The organism is Chromobacterium amazonense (assembly GCF_001855565.1).
Classification (GTDB): Bacteria; Pseudomonadota; Gammaproteobacteria; order Burkholderiales; family Chromobacteriaceae; genus Chromobacterium; species Chromobacterium amazonense.
This window is the reverse complement of record NZ_MKCR01000032.1, coordinates 263,399-280,832: the sequence shown is the minus strand read 5'-3', so window position 1 is coordinate 280,832 and position 17,434 is coordinate 263,399. Positions and strand designations below refer to the sequence as shown.

Below are 17,434 nucleotides of genomic sequence, written 5' to 3'. Positions count from 1 at the left end.
AGGATCATACACAGCCCGTCACAGCACCGCCGCCGGATAGGAGCCCAAAATCTTGACGTAGGATGTCCGCTCCTGCAGCCCCTTCAGCGCCTGCTGCACTCTCTCGTCCTGGCGATGGCCTTCCAGGTCGATGAAGAACACATAGTCCCACAGGCCGGCGCGCGAAGGACGGGACTCGAACTTGCTCATCGACACGCCATTGGCCGCAATCGGCTCCAGCAGGTAATGCACGGCGCCCGGACGGTTCGGCGCGGACACCACGATGGACGTTTTGTCCTGGCCGGTGGCGCCAACGTCCTGCAAGCCCAGCACCAGAAAACGCGTGGTGTTGTTCGGCTCGTCCTCGACGTTTTCCGCCAGCTTAAGCAGGCCAAAGCGCTCGGCCGCGGCCTGGCCGGCTATCGCCGCCGCCGAGGCGTCTTCGGCCGCCATGCGCGCCGCCTCCGCATTGCTGGCCACGGACACGCGCTCCACGCTGGCCGGCAGATTCTTGTTCAGCCATTCGTGGCACTGCGCCAGCGCCTGGGCATGGGCATAGACGCGGCGGATGCCCTCCATGCCCTCGGCGCCGCGCAACAGATGATGGTGGATGCGCAGCACCACTTCGCCGCAAATCTTCAACGGGGAGCTGACCATCAGGTCCAGCGTGCGGCCGACCGCGCCTTCGGTGGAGTTCTCCACCGGCGCCACCACGTAATCCAGCGCGCGCGACTCCACCTGGCGGAAGGCATCGTCTATCGAGCTACAGGCCACGGTGCGGGCGGCATGGCCGAAGTGCTTGATGGTGGCCAATTGACTGAAGGTGCCTTCCGGCCCCAGATAGGCGATGGACAAGGGTTTTTCCAACGCTAGGCACTCGGACATCACCTCGCGGAACAAGCGGGCGATGGACTCGCCCGGCAGCGGGCCGGGGTTCAAATCCTTCAGGCGGCGCAGTACCTGGGCTTCGCGTTCCGGGCGGTAAATCACGCCGCCGCCCTTGATCTCGCCGATTTCTCGGGCATGGTTGGCGCGCTGGTTGAGCAAGGTGAGAATTTCGACATCGATGGCGTCGATGGCGTCGCGATGTTGCTTGAGCAGGTGTTCCATCGTCACGGGCAGGGGTCTTTCATGCGGCTAATGGGGGAATAACCATAGTTTCCGCGAGAACCCCATCCATCGCAAGCCTTGCCGCTTGCGGCAAACGCCGCGCAGCCTAGTGAAGCCAAGCCGCGCGGCTGGTCTCAACGCTGACGCAGACGCTCGACCAAAGCCAAGACATGCTCGGCGGTCTCTATCGGCCGCTCCAACGGAAACAGGTGGCCGCCGGGATGGGACTCCACCTCGATGCCGAAATGCCGGCGCATGTAATGGATGTCGGCAGCGTTCAGCACATCGGAGTCCGCGCCGGCGATGAAGCCGGTCGGGACTTTCTGGCGGCCTTTGTGGAAGGGGAAATTGTGTGGCAGCGTGGCGTAGATATCATGCTCCACTCGTGGCCGGAATTTCAGCCTGCGTCCGCTCTGCCCGTCATCCTGGGTGCCGTGTTCAGCGTAGTCGGCCAGGCATTCGGGATCGAAACGCGCGAACATGGGCTTGCGCGCGAAATAATCATGCGCCATGTCGACCGAGGCCCAGTTGTCGCGCCGCTTCAGGGTATTGCCGCCCGGCGTGACTTTCTGGATGAAACCCAGGCGCTTGGCCAGCCAAATGCCAAAGGAACGGCGCGGCCCCATCAACGGCGAATCCAGAATCACGATGGCGCGGAACAAATCCGGCCGCTTCCTGGCCGCGTAGAACATCAGAAAACCACCCAGAGAATGGCCGACGCCGACCACCGGCCCGCCATAGCTGCGCTCGATGTGGCGTATGCTTTCGTCCACCAGATGCGGCCAGCAATCGGTAATCGGGAAGGCCGGATCATGGCCTATGGTGTCCAGATAGCCCACTTCATGCCGCTCTGCCAGCTTGTTCAGCATCTTGCGATAGACCGAAGCCGGAAAACTATTGGCATGGGCAAAATGTATGGTTTCTCGCATAACCCCTCATGCATAACGTCATTCTTATTTTTCATATCCGCCGCGCTGTCGGCGCGCGGTTCGGCCGGATATACTGGCAGCCGCCGCCGGCTGGCGGAGGGCGAGTTTCGCATTTGCCGCGCCCGGCAATTTGATGCATATTGCATCACACTGAGACAAAACGGAACCGCATCACGCCCGCCGCGTCTTAATTTCATCGCAACCCCAATCAGAGTCTGCAAGTGCAAGCATACCTCAACTCCATTCACCGCCTGGCATGGCAATGGCTGATGGCGTTCGTCGCCTGCCTCAGCATTGCGCTGCCTGCCCATGCGGTCAACCAAGACGACCTGCTTCCGCCGGAGAAGGCCTTCGCGGCCGAAATCAGCCGCAGCGGCGACAAGCTGCAACTGACGCTGGATGTGGCGCCCGGCTACTACCTGTACCGCGACCGCATCGCCATCAGCACCACGCCGGCCGACCTGACCGGCAAGCCGACGCTGCCGACCGGCCAGGAAAAGAACGATCCTTACTTCGGCAAGCAAGTGATTTACCACGGCAAACAACAGATCGTCATCCCGCTGAACCCCGGCGCGCCGGCCGACTTCCAGCTGAACGTCCGGCTGCAGGGCTGCGCCGAGGCCGGCGTCTGCTACCCGCCGTATACCCACAAGCTGAAGGTCGGCGCCGTCAGCGGCGAGGCCGGCGGCAAAGCGAATGCCTGGCTCGGAGGCGCCGCCGCCGCGGGAAAATCGCCGGCCGGTAACAGCGAGTTGGCGGCCAAGGGTTGGCTGACCACACTGGGCACTTTCTTGCTGGCGGGTCTGGGCATGGCGTTCACCGCCTGCATGTACCCGCTGCTGCCCATCGTTTCATCGCTGATTGCCGGCCAGGGCGCAACCCTCACCCGCGGCCGCGGATTCCTGCTGTCCCTGTTGTATGTGCAAGGACTGGCGCTCACCTACACCGCCGTCGGCGTGGTGGCCGGTCTGACCGGCTCGCTGCTGACCGTGTGGCTGCAGCAGCCCGCCGTAGTGCTGGCCGCCAGCGCGCTGATGGTGGTGTTCGCGCTGTCCATGTTTGATTTGTTCACCATCCAGCTGCCCAGCGCCCTGCAATCCAAGTTGGCCGACACCTCCAACCAGCTGTCAGGCGGCAAGGCCGTCACCGTGTTCCTGATGGGCGCGCTGTCGGCCCTGCTGGTGGGCCCCTGCGTCGCGCCGCCGCTGGCGCTGGCGCTAGGCTATATCGGCAGCACCGGCGACGCCGTGCTGGGCGGCGCGGCGCTGTACGCCATGGCGCTGGGCCTGGGCTTGCCGCTGATCGTCATCGGCACCTTCGGCGGCCATGTGCTGCCGCGCGCCGGCAACTGGATGAAGGCGGTGAAATCGGCCTTTGGCGTGGTCATGCTGGGCCTCGCCATCTGGCTGGCCGCTCCCTTCCTGCCGGCCGCGCTGGTGATGTTGCTGTGGGCGGCGCTGCTGATAGGCTCCGCCGTGTTCCTTGGCGCGTTCGATAGCCTGGCGGCCGGCGCCAAGGCCAGCGTCCGCCTGGGCAAGGCCCTGGGCTTGCTGCTGTTCCTGCTGGGCGGCGCCCAGCTGGTGGGCCTGCTGTCCGGCGCGGACAATCCGCGCTACCCGCTGAAGCTCATCGCCGCCAGCAGCGCCGAGGGCGCCGCCAGCCATGCCTTCCAGGCCATCGGTTCCGCCTCGGAGCTCGATGCCAAGCTGGCCGAGGCCAAGGCCGCGGGCAAGCCGCTGCTGCTGGACTTCTACGCCGACTGGTGCGTCGCCTGCAAGGAGATGGAAGCGGAGGTCTTTCCGCAGCCGCAGGTGGCAGCCAAGATGGGGCAATTCGTGCTGCTGCGCGCCGACGTCACGGCCAATAACGCAGAACACCAGGCGCTGCTGAAGCGTTTCGGCCTGTTCGGCCCGCCCGGGATCATTCTGTTCGGCGCCGATGGCAAGGAGGCGCAGCGCATCGTCGGCTTCACTCCAGCCGAGACGTTTGCCAGCCAGCTGGCTCAGGTGGCACACTAGCGCGAATCTGGGCCGGCATGCCGCCGGCCTACCCCGTTTCACCTTGCGGATACCACCATGCTGCCCATTCCCGGCCGATCCAGCCTCAGCATCCTTAACGTTTTCCAGATCGCCATCCTGGCCATGCTGGTCCTTGCCTGCATCAGGATACTGCAACCCTTCCTCGGCGCCCTCACCTGGGCCGCTATCATCGCCATTTCCGCCTGGCCTCTGTATTGCCGGCTCAAGCTCAGGCTGCGCGGCCGGCACAAGCTGGCGGCGTTGCTGATCGTGCTCGGTCTGTCCTGCGCGCTGGCCATCCCCATCGGCCTGATGGCTCTGACGCTGGCCGATACGCTGCCGCACCTCGCCAATCTGACCCAAGGGCTGAGCAATTTCCGGCTGCCGGATGCCCCATCCTGGTTGTCCACGCTGCCGCTCGCCGGTGAAGGCCTGACCCGGCTGTGGCAAAGCACGCAGGCCGATCTGCCGGGATTCTTCGACAAGATTCGCCCTGCGCTGCAAAACGTGGTGCTGTTCCTGCTGTCCGGCGGTGCCAACCTCGGCTTGAGCCTGCTCGAGATTGTGCTGGCCATCGTGGTGGCCGGCCTGCTGCTGATCAACGGCGACAAGCTGTGGGAGCTGGTGGAGCGCATCGTGCTGAAACTGGGCGGAGAAACCGCGGGGGAGCTGCCGGAAGTGATCGCCCGCACCATACGCAGCGTCACCACGGGCGTGGTGGGCACCGCGTTGGCGCAAACCGTGCTGTGCGTGATCGGCCTGCTGATCGCCGGCGTGCCCGGCTCGCTAGTGCTGGGCTTCCTGTGCTTCATCATCGCGGTGGCGCAGTTGCCGACGCTGATCGTCTGGCTGCCGGCCGCGGCATGGGTGTTCTACACCGGCCATACGGCGCTGGGCACCTTCCTGATGGTTTGGGGCTTCCTGCTGATCAACACCATAGACAACATCCTGAAGCCGCTGCTGATCAGCCAGGGCGCGCAGATGCCCTTGTCGGTGATCTTCCTTGGCGTCATCGGCGGACTGATCGCCTGGGGCGTGATCGGCCTGTTCATCGGCCCCACCCTGCTGGCTGTGGGCCTGACCATGCTGCGGCACTGGCTGGAGCGGGAGGAAGTGGAGGAAATGGCCGGCGAAGGAGAACAAGGCTGACCTGCGCGCGCAAGGCGGAACGCCCGGCATAGCCGGGCTTCCGCCCTAGGGCATCAATAATCCGGGCAAGATACTGTCCAGTCCTGACCTTCCTCCACGGCCAAATGGCACGCCAGCCGCCATGGGGCGGTCTCGTTCCACTCGTCCTGCGCCGCCAGCGCGGCGTCTATCGCGCCGGCACGCAGCAGCACGTTGCGCTCCTTGCGGCCAGGGCGCTGCGGCGTGGCCATGCCGGCCACGCGCACCTTGCAGGTGCCGCAGGTGCCCTGGCCGCAGCGCCAGTGCAGCGGCACATCGGCCAGGCGGGCGACGTCCAGTAGGTTATCGCCCACCATCGCCTCGCTCTCATTCAGCAGCATGCCGCCGTCGCTGACGAAGCGGATGCGCGTCATGCCAGTTCCAAGTACGGCAGCTCATCGCCGGGCTGGATGCGCTGCGCCGGCTGCACCCAAGCCAGGCCGTCGGCCCAAGCGCAAGACATCAGCACGCCGGAACCCTGCTGCGGATACAGTTGCAGCTCCCAGCCGCTCGCGCCCGCCACCTTGCGCACGCGCAGGAATTCGCTGCGCTTGGAATCGGGCCGGTCCCAGACAAAAGCCGCCTGGAAGCGCGGCGCGAACGGCGCGCCCTCCATCAATCCCATTCGCCGCAGCAGGAATGGCCGCAGCAAGGTCTGCAGCGTCACATAGCCGGACACCGGATTGCCCGGCAAACCGACGAAATCGGCATCGCCGACTTTGCCGAAAGCCAGCGGCTTGCCGGGTTTGATCGCCAGCTTCCACAGCGTCAGCTCGCCCTCGGCCTCCACCGCCGCCTTGACGTGGTCCTCTTCGCCCACCGACACCCCGCCGCAGGTGACGATGACGTCGGCCACCGCCGCCGCGTCGCGCAGCAATTGCCGCGTCGGCTCCAAAGCGTCGCCGACATGGCCGAGGTCTATCACTTCGCAACCGAGCTTGTGCAAGGCCGGGATCAGCCAAAAACGGTTCGAATTGTAGATCTGGCCGACAGCCAGCGGCTGGCCCGGCTCCACCAGCTCGTCGCCGGTGAAAAATACCGCGACGCGCAGCTGCGGACGCACCGGCAGCCGCGCCAGGCCGATAGAGGCGGCCAGGCCCAGATCGGCCGGCGTCAGCCGACGGCCCGGCGCCAGGATGGTTTGCCCGGCGGCGATATCCTCGCCGCGGCGGCGGATATTCTGCCCGGCCTGCGGCGCGGCGCTGAAGGCCACCTGGCCATCCTCGCCCACCACGGCCTGTTCCTGCATGATGACGGCGTCGGCGCCGTCCGGGATCGGCGCGCCGGTGAAGATGCGGGCGACGCTGCCGGCCGCCAGCGCCTGCGGCGCGCTGCCGGCGGGAATCCGCTGCGACACCGGCAAGGGGCCGCCGCTCTCGGCGCAGCGCACGGCGTAGCCGTCCATCGCGCTGTTGTCATGCGGCGGCACGTCGATGGTGGCGGTCACCGGCTGCGCCAACACCCGGCCGGCAGCCTGCAGCAGGGATAGATTCTGGTGGGTGTTCAACGGCCTGGCGCGTTCCAACAGCCAGGCCAGCGCCTCTTGATAGCTCAGCATCGTATTTCCTGTTCTGTCCGGCGGCGGACCCCTTCCCGCCGCTCGCAGTTGGCATCATAGCATGCGCCAAGACGCAAAAAGCCCGCCGGCTCAGGCCGACGGGCTTGGCGATGCCCGCGCGAAGACGGGATCAGCGCGATTTGACGAAGGGCACGCCGATGGCCTTGGGCGCCACAGCGCGGCCGACGAAGCCGGCCAGCAGCAGCACGGTCAGCACATACGGAATGACCGCGATGGCCTGCGACGGGATCTGCCCGATCACCGGCAGCGCCACGCCCTCCAGACGGATCTGGATCGCGTCGGCGAAGGCGAACAGCAGGCAGCCGATCACCGCGGGCACCGGACGCCACTTGCCGAAGATCAGCGCCGCCAGCGCCAGGAAGCCTTTGCCGGCGGTCATTTCCTTGATGAAGCTGCCGGTCTGGTATACCGACAGATAGGTGCCGGCCATGCCGCACAGCACGCCGCCCCATAACAAGGCGGTGTAGCGCACCTTGGCCACGGAAATGCCGGCGGTATCGGCGGCATGCGGGTTCTCGCCCACCGCGCGCAGACGCAGGCCGAAGCGAGTCTTGTACAGCACCCAAGCCACCAGCGGAATCACCATGAACACGGTGATGTAGACCAGGATGGAATGGCCGGACAGCAGCTTGCTGTAGACCAGGCCCAGCACCGGCACGTCGCGCAGGGCGTCGGCGAACGGCAGCACGATCTCGTGGAAGCGGGCGTCCTCCGGCAGCTGCGGCGAATTGCCGCCCTGCTGGAACCAGGCCAAGCCCAGCACCGGCGTGATGCCGGAAGCCACGGTATTGATGGCCATGCCGGAGATCAGCTGGTTGCCGTTATAGGTGACGGAGACGAAAGCATGCACCATGGCCATCGACACCGCGGCCATGATGCCGGCCAGCAGGCCCAGCCACGGATTATGCGTGACATAGGCGGCGGCCGCCGAAGCGAAGGCCGCCACCAGCATCTTGCCTTCCAGGCTGATGTCCACCACGCCGGAGCGCTCGGAGAACATGCCGGCCAGCGCCGCCAGCACCAGCGGCGTGGCGACGCGCACGGTGGAATCGAGAAGACTGAAGAACATTTCCATATTACTTGTCCTTGCGCTTGAACAGGCCGGCGATGAACGGCTCGAACAGGTTTTCCAGCGCGCCGCAGAACAGGATGATCAGGCCCTGGATGAACAGGATCATCTCGCGTGTGATCAGCGGCTTCTCGAACGACAGATCGGAGCCGCCCTGGGTCAGCGCGCCGAACAACAAAGCGGACAGCACGATGCCCACCGGGTGGTTGCGTCCCATCAGCGCCACGGCGATGCCGACAAAGCCGACGCCGTTGGTGAACAGCACGTTCATGCGGTGCGAGGAGCCCAGCAGATCATTGACCGAGGCCAAGCCTGACAAGGCGCCGGACACGCACATGGCGATGATGATGACGGCGCTGACGCTGATGCCGGCGTAACGCGCGGCGTGGTCGTTGGTGCCGACCGTGCGCAGCGTGAAGCCCCAGCGGCTGTGCCATACGATCAGGTAGAACAGCACGCAGGCCAGCAAGGCGAAGACGAAGCTCAGGTTCAGCGGCGAGCTAGGCATGCCCGGAATCAGCAGATGCATCTGCGGAATCCAGCCGGTTTCCGAGAACATGCGGGTGGTCGGATTTTGCGAGCCGGCTTCGATCAATTGGTGGCTGATCAAGTACAACATCAAGGAGTAGGCAATGAAGTTGAACATGATCGTGGTCACCACGATATGGCTGCCGCGCTTGGCCTGCAGGTAAGCCGGGACATAAGCCCAGGCCGCGCCGAAGCCCATGGCCGCCAATACCGCCAGCGGGATCAGCACATAGGACGGCAGGGTGTGGTCGAAGCCCAGCATCACCAGCGTCACGCCCAGGCCGGCCAGATAAGCCTGGCCCTCGCCGCCGATATTGAACAGCCCGGCATGGAAGGCCGTGGCCACCGCCAGGCCGGCGAAGATGTAGCTGGTGGTATAGAACAGCGTATAGCCTACGCCCTCGCCGTAGCCGAAAGCGCCGCTAACGAGCAGCTTCAGGCATTCCCACGGATTCTCGCCGATCATCCAGGTGACGAAGCCCGTCACCAGCAGGGCCGCCAGCAAGTTCAGCACCGGCAGCACGGTGAGCTGCGCCCAGCGCGGCAAAGTGGAAGGTTGTCCGAATTTCAATGTTTGTGCCCTCCCATCAGCAGGCCGAGGGAAATGGTGTCGGCGTCCTTGGCCGCCACTTCGCCGGTGATCTGGCCGCCGGCCATCACCAGGATGCGGTCTGCCAGCGCCAGGATTTCTTCCAGTTCCACCGACACCAGCAAGATGGCCTTGCCTTCGTCGCGCAGCTCAACCAGCCGCTTGTGGATGAATTCGATCGCGCCGATATCGACGCCGCGCGTCGGCTGGCCGATCAGCAGCAAGTCCGGATTGGCGTGGATCTCGCGCGCCAGCACCACTTTTTGCTGATTGCCGCCGGACAACAGGCCCACCCGCAACAGCGGGTTGCCCGGACGGATGTCGAACTGGGAGATGAAGTCGCGGGTGCGCTCCACCAGTTTCTTGCGCGAATACAGGAAACCGCTGCGCAGCGATTTATCGTCCTGGTAGCCCAGAATGGCGTTTTCAAACGTGGAGAACGCCTTGACCAGACCCTCGCGCGAACGGTCTTCCGGAATGTGGCCTATGCCGCGCTCGCGGTAGACGGCGGCGCGCGGCTTGCGCTTGCAAGGCAGCTTCAGCAAATCCTCGCCCTTGTAGGCGATGCTGCCGGCAGTCGGCGCCAGCATGCCGGCCAGCACTTCCAGCAGCTCGGACTGGCCGTTGCCGGACACGCCGGCAATGCCGACGATCTCTCCGGCCTTGACCTGGAAATTCAGGTTGTCCAGCAGCTTGATCTGGCGCTCGTCGGTCAGGCACAGGCCCTTGACGTCCAGCACCACGGCGCCGGGCGCGCGCTCGGCCTTGTCCACCTTCAGCGACACCTTGCGGCCCACCATCAGGTCGGCCAGCTTTTCCTTGTCCACATCGCAGGTGCGCACATTGCCGACCACTGTGCCGGCGCGCATCACGCTGACGTTGTCGGTGATGTCCATCACTTCGCGCAGCTTGTGGGTGATCAGGATCACCGTCTTGCCCTGCGCTTTCAGCGAACGCAGGATGTGGAACAAATGGTCGGCCTCCTGCGGCGTCAGCACGGCAGTCGGCTCGTCCAGGATCAGCACGTCGGCACCGCGATACAGCGCCTTGAGGATTTCCACCCGCTGCTGCAGACCGACGCCCAGCTCCCCAACCAGCGCGTCCGGATCCACTTCCAGCGAGTAGTTCTTGTTCAGTTCCTTCAAATGCTCGCGGGCTTGGTCCATGCCGCCCTTGAGCAAGCGGCCGCCTTCGGCGCCCAGCACGATGTTTTCCAGCACAGTGAAGGTATCCACCAGCATGAAGTGCTGATGCACCATGCCTATCCCCAGACGGATCGCTTCCTGGCTGTTGCGGATGCGCGCATCCTGGCCATTGACGCGGATGGAGCCGCTATCGGCCTGATAATAGCCGTACAGGATGCTCATCAAGGTGGACTTGCCGGCGCCGTTCTCGCCGATGATGCCGTGAATGCTGCCCTTGGGCACGCTCATCGTCACATCACGGTTGGCCTGCACCGCGCCAAAGCTCTTGTTGATGCCTGTCAGCTCAATGGCAAACTCGGTCATGCTTTGTCTGTTCCCGATCTTCGTTTATATCCCCATCGCCGGCGCCAACAGCAAACAGCCGCGATGAACGAGTCACCGCGGCTGCGCCCCCGACCGGCCGGGGAGAGGGCTGCTCCGCTTATTGCACCGGGCAGCTATTGTTGGCGCGGTAATCCACTACCTTGATCTTGCCGCTGATGATTTCAGCCTTGGCCTCTGCGATCTTCTTTTCCATCTCAGGCGTGACTTGCGGGCGGTTGTACTTGTCCAGCGCCCAGTCCACGGCCTGGTCCTTCAGGCCCAGCACCTTCACGCCGGACTTCCAGGAACCATCCTTGGCTTCCTTGAAAGTGTTGTAGACGGCCACGTCCACTTTTTTCACCATCGAAGTCAGGACCGAGCCCGGGAACAGATAGTTCTGGTTGCTATCCACGCCGATGGAGTACTTGCCGGCGTTCTTGGCGGCCTGCAGCACGCCCATGCCGGTGCCGCCGGCGGCGACGAAGATCACGTCGGCGCCGCGGTCAAACTGGCTCTTGGCCAGCTCGGTGCCACGCGCCGGATCGTTGAAGGCTTGCGGCGTGGTGCCGGTCATGTTCTGCAGCACGGTGACGTTCTTGTTGGCGTACTTGGCGCCCTGAGCGTAACCGCAACCGAATGCGCGGATCATCGGGATGTCCATGCCGCCGATATAACCCACCTTGCCGGTCTTGGACTTCAGCGCGGCGGCCATGCCCACCAGGAAGGAGCCTTCCTGTTCCTTGAACACGATGCTCTGTACGTTCGGGCCCTTGGCCACGGCGTCGATCAGGGTGAACTTGACCTTGGGGAATTCCTTGGCCACGGTTTCCACGGCCTGGGCGAAGTTGAAGCCGACGGCGACCACGATGTCGGTGTCGCGGCTGGCCATCTTGCGCAGCAGCTGTTCCTTCTGCGCGTCGGAGGAAATCTGACCGTCGCGGTAGTTGACCTTGAAGTCCTTCTTGAAACGCTCGGCGCCGTTGTAGGCGGCTTCGCTGAAGCTCTTGTCAAACTTGCCGGCCTGATCGTAGATCACGGCGGGAGTGAAGTCCTTGGCGCAAGCGGTGGCGGACAGAACCGCGGCAGCCACTGCGAAGCTGATTCGTTTCAGTTGGATGGTCATCTCTATAACTCTTGGCTTGAGTTGGTCAACGCGCGCATGGCCCCATGCAGGCGCGGCGAGTGCAACAGTGACTGGACTTGAATGGTGACAGCTGAAATTGCAGACAGCATGTAACCTGCCAACTACAACCTTAGCTGTGCCGAAGCGGCCTGAACCGCTCCCTGCGCAATGCAAAAACCGGCTGCAGACACCACTTTGTCGTTCTTCTGAGCGCGGCGAATTGTAATGACCGTTAACCGGGCTGTAAACATTTTCCTCTCGACTTTGAAATACCGTGTCGCAAACATTTCTCTACCTAAAGAATCCTGATTGGGAAAAAGCCCCGTCAAATCAGGACTTATGCCCAAAGCATAGCTTTGCATATTGATTTTTCATGCCCAAATTGATTCTAAGCAAAGCAATTCGTCTATATCCAAAGCACCGTGCAAGCCCTAAAATCGCCGCCTGGACAAAACCATCATTTCCATGCTGCCAATACTGTATCGGGACGATCTGCTGATCGCCATCCACAAGCCGGCCAATCTGCTGGTGCACCGCACCGTGCTGGACCGCCACGAAACCCGCTTCGCCGTTCAATTGCTGCGCGACCAGATAGGCCAGCGCGTCTATCCGGTGCACCGGCTGGACAAGGGCACTTCCGGCGCCCTGCTGTTCGCGCTGGACAAGGACGCCGGCCGCGAACTGTCGTGGCAGTTCGAGCGCCAGCAAGTGCAGAAGCGCTATCTCGCCGTGGTGCGCGGCCACCCCGACGCCGAAGGGCTGATCGACCATCCGCTGAGCCGCAGGCCGGACGACCTGGAATGGATAGGCGAAAAGGTGGAAACCGCGCCGCAAGCAGCGCAAACCCGCTACCGCACGCTAGCCACAGTGGAGCTGCCCATCACGGTGGAGCGCTACCCCAGCAGCCGCTACGCCTTGCTGGAGCTGGAGCCGCTGACCGGCCGCCGCCACCAGCTGCGCCGCCATCTGAAGCATATCGCCCACCCCATCATCGGCGACTCCACCTACGGCAAAGGCCGCCACAACCGCATGTTCGCCGACCAGCTGGATTGCCGCCGCATGCTGCTGGCCTGCCTGGAAATGGAGCTGACCCATCCCGTCAGCGGCGCGCCGCTGCGCATCGCCTGCCCGCTGGAAGCCGGCTTCTCCGCGCTGATCGAGCGCCTGGGCTGGACCGACGCCGCGCGCGATGCCGGAATCGAATTAACCATCTGAAAGACAAGAAAAATGCTCAGCTACCGCCACGCCTTCCACGCCGGCAACCACGCCGACGTGCTCAAGCATCTGATCGAGATCGAACTGCTGAATTACCTGGGCCAGAAAGACAAGCCCTACTGGTATATCGACACCCACGCCGGCGCCGGTGCCTACTCTCTGACCGAGGGTTACGCCACCAAGAACGCCGAGTTCGAAAGCGGCATCGCCCGCCTATGGCAGCGCGACGATCTGCCCGAAGCCGTGCGCAACTACGTGGACGTAGTCAAGCGCATGAATCCGGACGGCGAGCTGAAGTTCTACCCCGGCTCGCCTTGGTGCGCGGCGGACGTGATGCCGGAAAGCGACAAGCTGCGGCTGTTCGAGCTGCACCCCAGCGACGCGCAAATCCTGCAGCAGAACTTCGCCGGCAGCGGCCGCCGCGTGCAAATCCAGCAAGCCAACGGCTTTGACGGCATCAAGGCCGTCCTGCCGCCGCCGCCGCGCCGCGCGCTGGTGCTGATCGACCCGCCGTACGAGGACAAGCGCGACTACCAGAACGTGGAAACCGCGCTCAAGGAAGGGCTGAAGCGCTTCGCCACCGGCGTTTACGCCGTGTGGTATCCGTGTTTGCAGCGCGTGGAAATGAAGGAGATGTTGCCGGCGCTGAAAAAGCTGCCGGCCAAGAACTGGCTGCGCGCCGAATTGCATGTGCAAGCCCCGTCGGCAGATGGCTTCGGCATGCACGGCAGCGGCATATTCATCCTCAACGCGCCGTGGACGCTGCCGCAAACCTTGAGCGCAGTTCTGCCTTATCTGGTGAAGCATTTGGGCCAGGACGCCAAGGCCAGCTTCGTGCTGGAAACCGGCGGCGATCTATAAAAACCGCTAGCCAACCCCAAACGCGCCAAGGGCGCGTTTTTTTCATGGGCAAAATCTTCAGTTGGAGTTTCTTTAAATGAAACAAAACTACATGACAAAAAGCTACGCATATGCATAATGCCGTTTGCATTGCAATGGAAATCCCTACCGCCCTATTCGCAAAATTATGTCAAATCGGTCGACTCATGACCTAGTCATGACACTATCTGCCAGCGCCAGCCCACTTCGCCTCTCTCACCCCTGCGAATCGTTTCATCATTCGCCAGCCCCGCACTCCAATACCGCGCCCAATATCGGCATGAACATGCCCGCTCAGAACGCCAGCGTCGTCTCGGACCTCACAAGCACGGCGCGTCATGGTATGCTGCGCGCCCCGGCACTCGCACTCCCGACCATCAGCATGGCCAAACTGTTTTTTCGATACGCCGCGATGAATAGCGGCAAAAGCACGCAGCTGCTGCAGATCGCCAACAACTACGAAACCATGGGCAAAGCGGTGACGCTGTACACCAGCGCCATCGATGACCGCTACGGCGTGGGCATGGTTACCTCGCGACTGAATATCCAGCGCGAGGCCAACACCTTCGACGCCGGATTCGACTTCCTGGCGCAGGACTACGGCGACACGGCCTGCATCCTGGTGGACGAAGCGCAGTTCATGACGCCTGAGCAGGCGCAGCAACTGCACCGCTTGGCCCACACCCGCCACATTCCGGTGATCTGCTTTGGACTGCGCACCGACTTCCGCGGCCACCCCTTCCCCGGCTCCGCTTGGCTGTTGTCGCTGGCGGAAGACGTGGAAGAGATCAAGACCATCTGCCAATGCGGCCGCAAGGCGACGATGCACATCCGTATCGATGGCCAGGGCCATCGGGTAAAAGAAGGCCCGCAAGTGGAAATCGGCGATGAGGCGCGCTACCGCGCCGTATGCGGCCAATGCTTCCATCGCGATTGACCCGCCCGCGCGGCAGCCTCGCCTCGGGCCGGCCATGCCGGCCCGTTTTCACTCCGCCACAACGTAAGCCCGCAGCCGATGCCCATCCGGGTCCAAGGCCACAAAAGTGCGGCCGAAGTCCATATCGGTCATAGGCTGCAAAATGGGCAAACCCAAGGCTTGCCAACGCGCCAGCCCCGCATCCAGCGCGGCGACATCCTCGAACTGAACAATCAACTCCCCGCCGCCGCCCAAGACCTCGGCGCCCGGCTCCACCGTATGGCGCGACCACAAACCCAAACGCATGCCGGATGCAAACTTGAACATCGCAAAGGTGGGCGACTCCTCAATCGGCTGCAGATCAAACAACTGAGAATAGAAACGGGCGCTGCGCGCCGGCTGGTCCACATACAGGATCACAAAATTGGGGTGTTGCATGGCGATTCTCCTTGACTGAACACCGGTCACGTCCCGGCATGCGTTCATGCTAAGCCATGGCACTGTCAAATTTTGTCAGTAGTGTGCATATCTGGGAAATGACAAACTCCTTACAAATGCATCGCTCGTACGCCATAAATCATCTGGAAAAACGCCATGCTATTCACAGAAATGCCGGTTCTAGACCACCCGCAAGCCATCCTCCGACCGCTGCGTCAGGACGATATCGAACCCTGGTTCGATTATCTGACGCAGGAAGCTGTCTACCAGCACACCAGCTGGAATGTGCAGTCCCCTGCCGAGCTGGAGCACTACGCCTGGCAAATGGAGCATTTCACCGATAGCAGCGCCCTGCGCTTCGCCATCGCCGACCGCGACAGCGACCGCCTGCTCGGCACCGCCGGCTTCCATACCATCACGCCCGTCAATGCCAGCGCAGAATTGGCGTATGATCTCTCCCCCGTCGTCTGGGGACGGGGCCTGGCCGCTGCGGCCTGCGCCAGCTTGCTTCGATGGGGACACCGCCACGTCGGCCTCGTCCGCATCCAGGCCACGGTATTGCCGGCCAACCATCGCTCCATCCAGGTGCTGGAACGCAATGGCTTCGCGCGCGAGGGGCTGCTGCGCAGCTATCGCAAGGTGCGCGGCCCGTCGCGCGACTTCTGGATGTACAGCCATATACAGGAGAAATAGATGATTCAACTGGCCGCGAAAGACCAGGAAATAGAACGCTGCTTCGCCGTGATGCGCCAACTGCGGCCGCATCTGCAGGCGGAAGACTTTGTCGCTGTCGTGCGCGCGCAGATGGCGGAGGGCTACCAACTGGCCTATCTACTGAGCGGCGATGCCGTAGCCTGCGTGGCGGGTTTCCGCATCCAGCGTACGCTGGTGGCCGGCAAAAGCCTGTACGTTGACGACCTGGCCACCGACGACGGCGCGCGCTCCCATGGCCACGGCGCGGCGATGATGTCTTGGCTGCGCCAGCTGGCCAAGGATCAGGGCTGCAGCGAAATCCATCTGGACTCCGGCGTGCAGCGCCACCGCGCCCATCGTTTCTATCTGAACCGCAAGATGGACATAGTGGCCTTCCACTTCTCGGAAAGCCTGCGACATGATTGAGATCGTGCCGCATCAACCCCGCTGGGCCGCGGAGTTCCAAACCATCGTAAGCCAACTTCGCGCCGCGCTGGGCGATCTGGCGCTTCGCATCGACCATATCGGCTCCACCGCCGTGCCCGGCCTGGCGGCAAAAGACGTGATCGACGCGCAGATCACGGTGGCGGAATTGGACGAAAACATGGCCAACCGCCTGAGCGCAGCCGGCTTTGAGCGCAAGCCGTTCAACCGCGACCATCTGCCGCCAGGCAGCGACGACGCGCCGGAGCAATGGTCGAAATTCTTTTTCCGCGAACCCGCGGGCCAACGCCGCGCCCATATCCATGTGCGCCGCGCCGGCAGCGCCAACCAGCGCTACGCAATGCTGTTTCGCGACTACCTGCGCGCGCAGCCGGCCATGGCGGCCGCCTACGGGGAACTGAAGCGCAGGCTGGCAAACAGCCTGCCGGACTGGGAAACCTATCCCGACGTCAAGGATCCCGCGGTGGACTTGATCTACCTGGCGGCGGAGCAATGGGCAGAGCGAAGCGGCTGGCGGCAGGGCTAACACGGCTACTGACAGAAACTGACCGCGCCATGGATTACATTCCGGACACCCGGCACAGCCCCGGGCCATCCAAAACTTGACAAGGACAATTCTGTGACGCGCGCCATCACCATCCTCACCGAGCACTTTTCCGACTGGGAAACGGCCCTGATCAACTCCTCGCTGCGTTTTTATTATGGTTGCGAGGTACGCTTTGCCACACCCGGCGGCACGCCCGTCACCTCATCCGGCGGGCTGATGGTAACCCCGCATCTGGCCATTGAGTCCATTCAACTCGATGAGCTAGACCTGCTCATCATATGCGGCGGCACCATCTGGCAAACCGATCAAGCGCCGGACCTGACCGCCTTGCTTGCCGCCGCCCATGCCCAAAACATTGTGGTTGCCGGCATTTGCGACGGCACCCGAGTGCTTGCGCAAGCCGGCGTGCTGGACAAGGTCCGCCACACTTCGAACTCCGCGGACAACTTGTCTGCGCCTGCTTACGCGGGCGCCGCTTACTATCAGGATGTGCCTTACGCAGTTGCCGACCAAGGCGTGGTCACCGCTCCCGGCACCGCGCCGGTGAGCTTCATGGCTGAAATTCTCAATACGCTGGGCTTAGGCGGCGCCGACCTGGATGCCTACCTGGCCATGCACGCCGCCGAGCATCGCAAGCGGGCTTAAAAAGCTTGCCTCCTTGTCGCGCGCCTTGGCTCAGGGTCTCTGCGTGGGCCGCGCTACG

The 17,434-nt window shown here is 63.4% G+C and carries 19 protein-coding genes; 9 read left to right on the top strand and 10 right to left on the bottom strand.

Translation table 11 applies throughout. The features are described 5' to 3' along the window. Positions 1-18 precede the first annotated feature (18 nt). Both pheA and BI343_RS16755 read right to left on the bottom strand, forming a co-directional pair. A complete protein-coding gene (gene pheA, locus BI343_RS16760; RefSeq protein ID WP_071110568.1) occupies positions 19-1,089 on the bottom strand; it encodes a prephenate dehydratase in 1,071 nt (356 codons plus the stop codon). Between the two features lie 134 nt (positions 1,090-1,223). Next, on the bottom strand, positions 1,224-2,018 hold the full coding sequence (locus BI343_RS16755; protein WP_071110567.1) for an alpha/beta fold hydrolase: 795 nt from the start codon (positions 2,016-2,018) through the stop codon (positions 1,224-1,226). 221 nt (positions 2,019-2,239) lie between these two features. On the opposite strand from BI343_RS16755, the gene BI343_RS16750 reads away from it, so the two are divergent. Together BI343_RS16750 and BI343_RS16745 are read left to right on the top strand one after the other, a co-directional pair. Further along, positions 2,240-4,036, top strand: coding sequence for a protein-disulfide reductase DsbD (locus BI343_RS16750; protein ID WP_244886679.1), 1,797 nt, complete (start codon positions 2,240-2,242; stop codon positions 4,034-4,036). Between the two features lie 57 nt (positions 4,037-4,093). Next, the gene (locus tag BI343_RS16745; protein ID WP_071110565.1) at positions 4,094-5,185 is read left to right on the top strand and encodes an AI-2E family transporter; all 1,092 of its coding nucleotides are present in this window, start codon (positions 4,094-4,096) and stop codon (positions 5,183-5,185) included. A gap of 53 nt (positions 5,186-5,238) precedes the next feature. On the opposite strand, the gene BI343_RS16740 is transcribed toward BI343_RS16745, so the two are convergent. The 7 genes from BI343_RS16740 to BI343_RS16710 form a co-directional block, all read right to left on the bottom strand. Further along, positions 5,239-5,577, bottom strand: a complete 339-nt coding sequence (locus BI343_RS16740) for a 2Fe-2S iron-sulfur cluster-binding protein (RefSeq protein WP_043625448.1) — start codon at positions 5,575-5,577, stop codon at positions 5,239-5,241. Continuing rightward, complete coding sequence (locus tag BI343_RS16735; protein ID WP_071110564.1) at positions 5,574-6,761, bottom strand: molybdopterin molybdotransferase MoeA; 1,188 nt, start codon at positions 6,759-6,761, stop codon at positions 5,574-5,576. Before BI343_RS16735 ends, BI343_RS16740 begins: the two co-directional genes overlap by 4 nt. A gap of 130 nt (positions 6,762-6,891) precedes the next feature. Then, on the bottom strand, positions 6,892-7,857 hold the full coding sequence (locus BI343_RS16730) for an ABC transporter permease (RefSeq protein WP_043622798.1): 966 nt from the start codon (positions 7,855-7,857) through the stop codon (positions 6,892-6,894). 1 nt (position 7,858) lies between these two features. Continuing rightward, on the bottom strand, positions 7,859-8,950 hold the full coding sequence (locus BI343_RS16725; RefSeq protein WP_071110563.1) for an ABC transporter permease: 1,092 nt from the start codon (positions 8,948-8,950) through the stop codon (positions 7,859-7,861). Further along, positions 8,947-10,476 (bottom strand): ABC transporter ATP-binding protein, encoded by a 1,530-nt coding sequence (locus BI343_RS16720; RefSeq protein ID WP_071110562.1) that lies wholly within the window; start codon positions 10,474-10,476, stop codon positions 8,947-8,949. The genes BI343_RS16725 and BI343_RS16720 overlap by 4 nt, the downstream gene beginning before the upstream one ends. Positions 10,477-10,594: 118 nt before the next feature. Further along, positions 10,595-11,599, bottom strand: coding sequence for a BMP family lipoprotein (locus BI343_RS16715; RefSeq protein ID WP_043622806.1), 1,005 nt, complete (start codon positions 11,597-11,599; stop codon positions 10,595-10,597). A 122-nt stretch (positions 11,600-11,721) separates the two neighbouring features. Next, positions 11,722-11,961 (bottom strand): hypothetical protein, encoded by a 240-nt coding sequence (locus BI343_RS16710; protein WP_071110561.1) that lies wholly within the window; start codon positions 11,959-11,961, stop codon positions 11,722-11,724. Between the two features lie 103 nt (positions 11,962-12,064). On the opposite strand from BI343_RS16710, the gene BI343_RS16705 reads away from it, so the two are divergent. The 3 genes from BI343_RS16705 (at position 12,065) to BI343_RS16695 (ending at position 14,630) form a co-directional block, all read left to right on the top strand. Then, complete coding sequence (locus BI343_RS16705; protein ID WP_071110560.1) at positions 12,065-12,814, top strand: tRNA pseudouridine(65) synthase TruC; 750 nt, start codon at positions 12,065-12,067, stop codon at positions 12,812-12,814. 12 nt (positions 12,815-12,826) lie between these two features. After that, positions 12,827-13,675 (top strand): 23S rRNA (adenine(2030)-N(6))-methyltransferase RlmJ, encoded by an 849-nt coding sequence (locus BI343_RS16700; RefSeq protein WP_071110559.1) that lies wholly within the window; start codon positions 12,827-12,829, stop codon positions 13,673-13,675. Between the two features lie 361 nt (positions 13,676-14,036). Then, positions 14,037-14,630 carry a thymidine kinase gene (locus tag BI343_RS16695; protein ID WP_339375046.1) on the top strand — a complete coding sequence of 198 codons (594 nt, stop codon included), beginning with the start codon at positions 14,037-14,039 and terminating at the stop codon, positions 14,628-14,630. Positions 14,631-14,678: 48 nt separating this feature from the next. On the opposite strand, the gene BI343_RS16690 is transcribed toward BI343_RS16695, so the two are convergent. Further along, the gene (locus BI343_RS16690; protein ID WP_071110557.1) at positions 14,679-15,047 is read right to left on the bottom strand and encodes a VOC family protein; all 369 of its coding nucleotides are present in this window, start codon (positions 15,045-15,047) and stop codon (positions 14,679-14,681) included. A gap of 156 nt (positions 15,048-15,203) precedes the next feature. Between BI343_RS16690 and BI343_RS16685 the strand changes: the two genes are divergently transcribed. The 4 genes from BI343_RS16685 to BI343_RS16670 all read left to right on the top strand — a co-directional run bounded on the left by BI343_RS16685 (position 15,204) and on the right by BI343_RS16670 (position 17,376). Next, positions 15,204-15,740, top strand: a complete 537-nt coding sequence (locus tag BI343_RS16685) for a GNAT family N-acetyltransferase (RefSeq protein ID WP_071110556.1) — start codon at positions 15,204-15,206, stop codon at positions 15,738-15,740. Beyond that, complete coding sequence (locus tag BI343_RS16680) at positions 15,741-16,166, top strand: GNAT family N-acetyltransferase (RefSeq protein WP_071110555.1); 426 nt, start codon at positions 15,741-15,743, stop codon at positions 16,164-16,166. Continuing rightward, complete coding sequence (locus BI343_RS16675) at positions 16,159-16,710, top strand: GrpB family protein (RefSeq protein ID WP_071110554.1); 552 nt, start codon at positions 16,159-16,161, stop codon at positions 16,708-16,710. Before BI343_RS16680 ends, BI343_RS16675 begins: the two co-directional genes overlap by 8 nt. Before the next feature lie 93 nt (positions 16,711-16,803). Next, positions 16,804-17,376, top strand: coding sequence for a DJ-1/PfpI family protein (locus tag BI343_RS16670; RefSeq protein WP_071110553.1), 573 nt, complete (start codon positions 16,804-16,806; stop codon positions 17,374-17,376). The last annotated feature ends 58 nt before the right edge of the window (positions 17,377-17,434 follow it).

Coding starts and splice junctions, on each gene's coding strand:
- pheA (WP_071110568.1), bottom strand. CDS start 1,089: ATGGAACACCTGCTCAAGCAACATCGCGACGCCATCGACGCCATCGAT.
- BI343_RS16755 (WP_071110567.1), bottom strand. CDS start 2,018: ATGCGAGAAACCATACATTTTGCCCATGCCAATAGTTTTCCGGCTTCG.
- BI343_RS16745 (WP_071110565.1), top strand. CDS start 4,094: ATGCTGCCCATTCCCGGCCGATCCAGCCTCAGCATCCTTAACGTTTTC.
- BI343_RS16740 (WP_043625448.1), bottom strand. CDS start 5,577: ATGACGCGCATCCGCTTCGTCAGCGACGGCGGCATGCTGCTGAATGAG.
- BI343_RS16735 (WP_071110564.1), bottom strand. CDS start 6,761: ATGCTGAGCTATCAAGAGGCGCTGGCCTGGCTGTTGGAACGCGCCAGG.
- BI343_RS16730 (WP_043622798.1), bottom strand. CDS start 7,857: ATGGAAATGTTCTTCAGTCTTCTCGATTCCACCGTGCGCGTCGCCACG.
- BI343_RS16720 (WP_071110562.1), bottom strand. CDS start 10,476: ATGACCGAGTTTGCCATTGAGCTGACAGGCATCAACAAGAGCTTTGGC.
- BI343_RS16715 (WP_043622806.1), bottom strand. CDS start 11,599: ATGACCATCCAACTGAAACGAATCAGCTTCGCAGTGGCTGCCGCGGTT.
- BI343_RS16710 (WP_071110561.1), bottom strand. CDS start 11,961: ATGCAAAGCTATGCTTTGGGCATAAGTCCTGATTTGACGGGGCTTTTT.
- BI343_RS16705 (WP_071110560.1), top strand. CDS start 12,065: ATGCTGCCAATACTGTATCGGGACGATCTGCTGATCGCCATCCACAAG.
- BI343_RS16700 (WP_071110559.1), top strand. CDS start 12,827: ATGCTCAGCTACCGCCACGCCTTCCACGCCGGCAACCACGCCGACGTG.
- BI343_RS16695 (WP_339375046.1), top strand. CDS start 14,037: ATGCTGCGCGCCCCGGCACTCGCACTCCCGACCATCAGCATGGCCAAA.
- BI343_RS16690 (WP_071110557.1), bottom strand. CDS start 15,047: ATGCAACACCCCAATTTTGTGATCCTGTATGTGGACCAGCCGGCGCGC.
- BI343_RS16685 (WP_071110556.1), top strand. CDS start 15,204: ATGCTATTCACAGAAATGCCGGTTCTAGACCACCCGCAAGCCATCCTC.
- BI343_RS16680 (WP_071110555.1), top strand. CDS start 15,741: ATGATTCAACTGGCCGCGAAAGACCAGGAAATAGAACGCTGCTTCGCC.
- BI343_RS16675 (WP_071110554.1), top strand. CDS start 16,159: ATGATTGAGATCGTGCCGCATCAACCCCGCTGGGCCGCGGAGTTCCAA.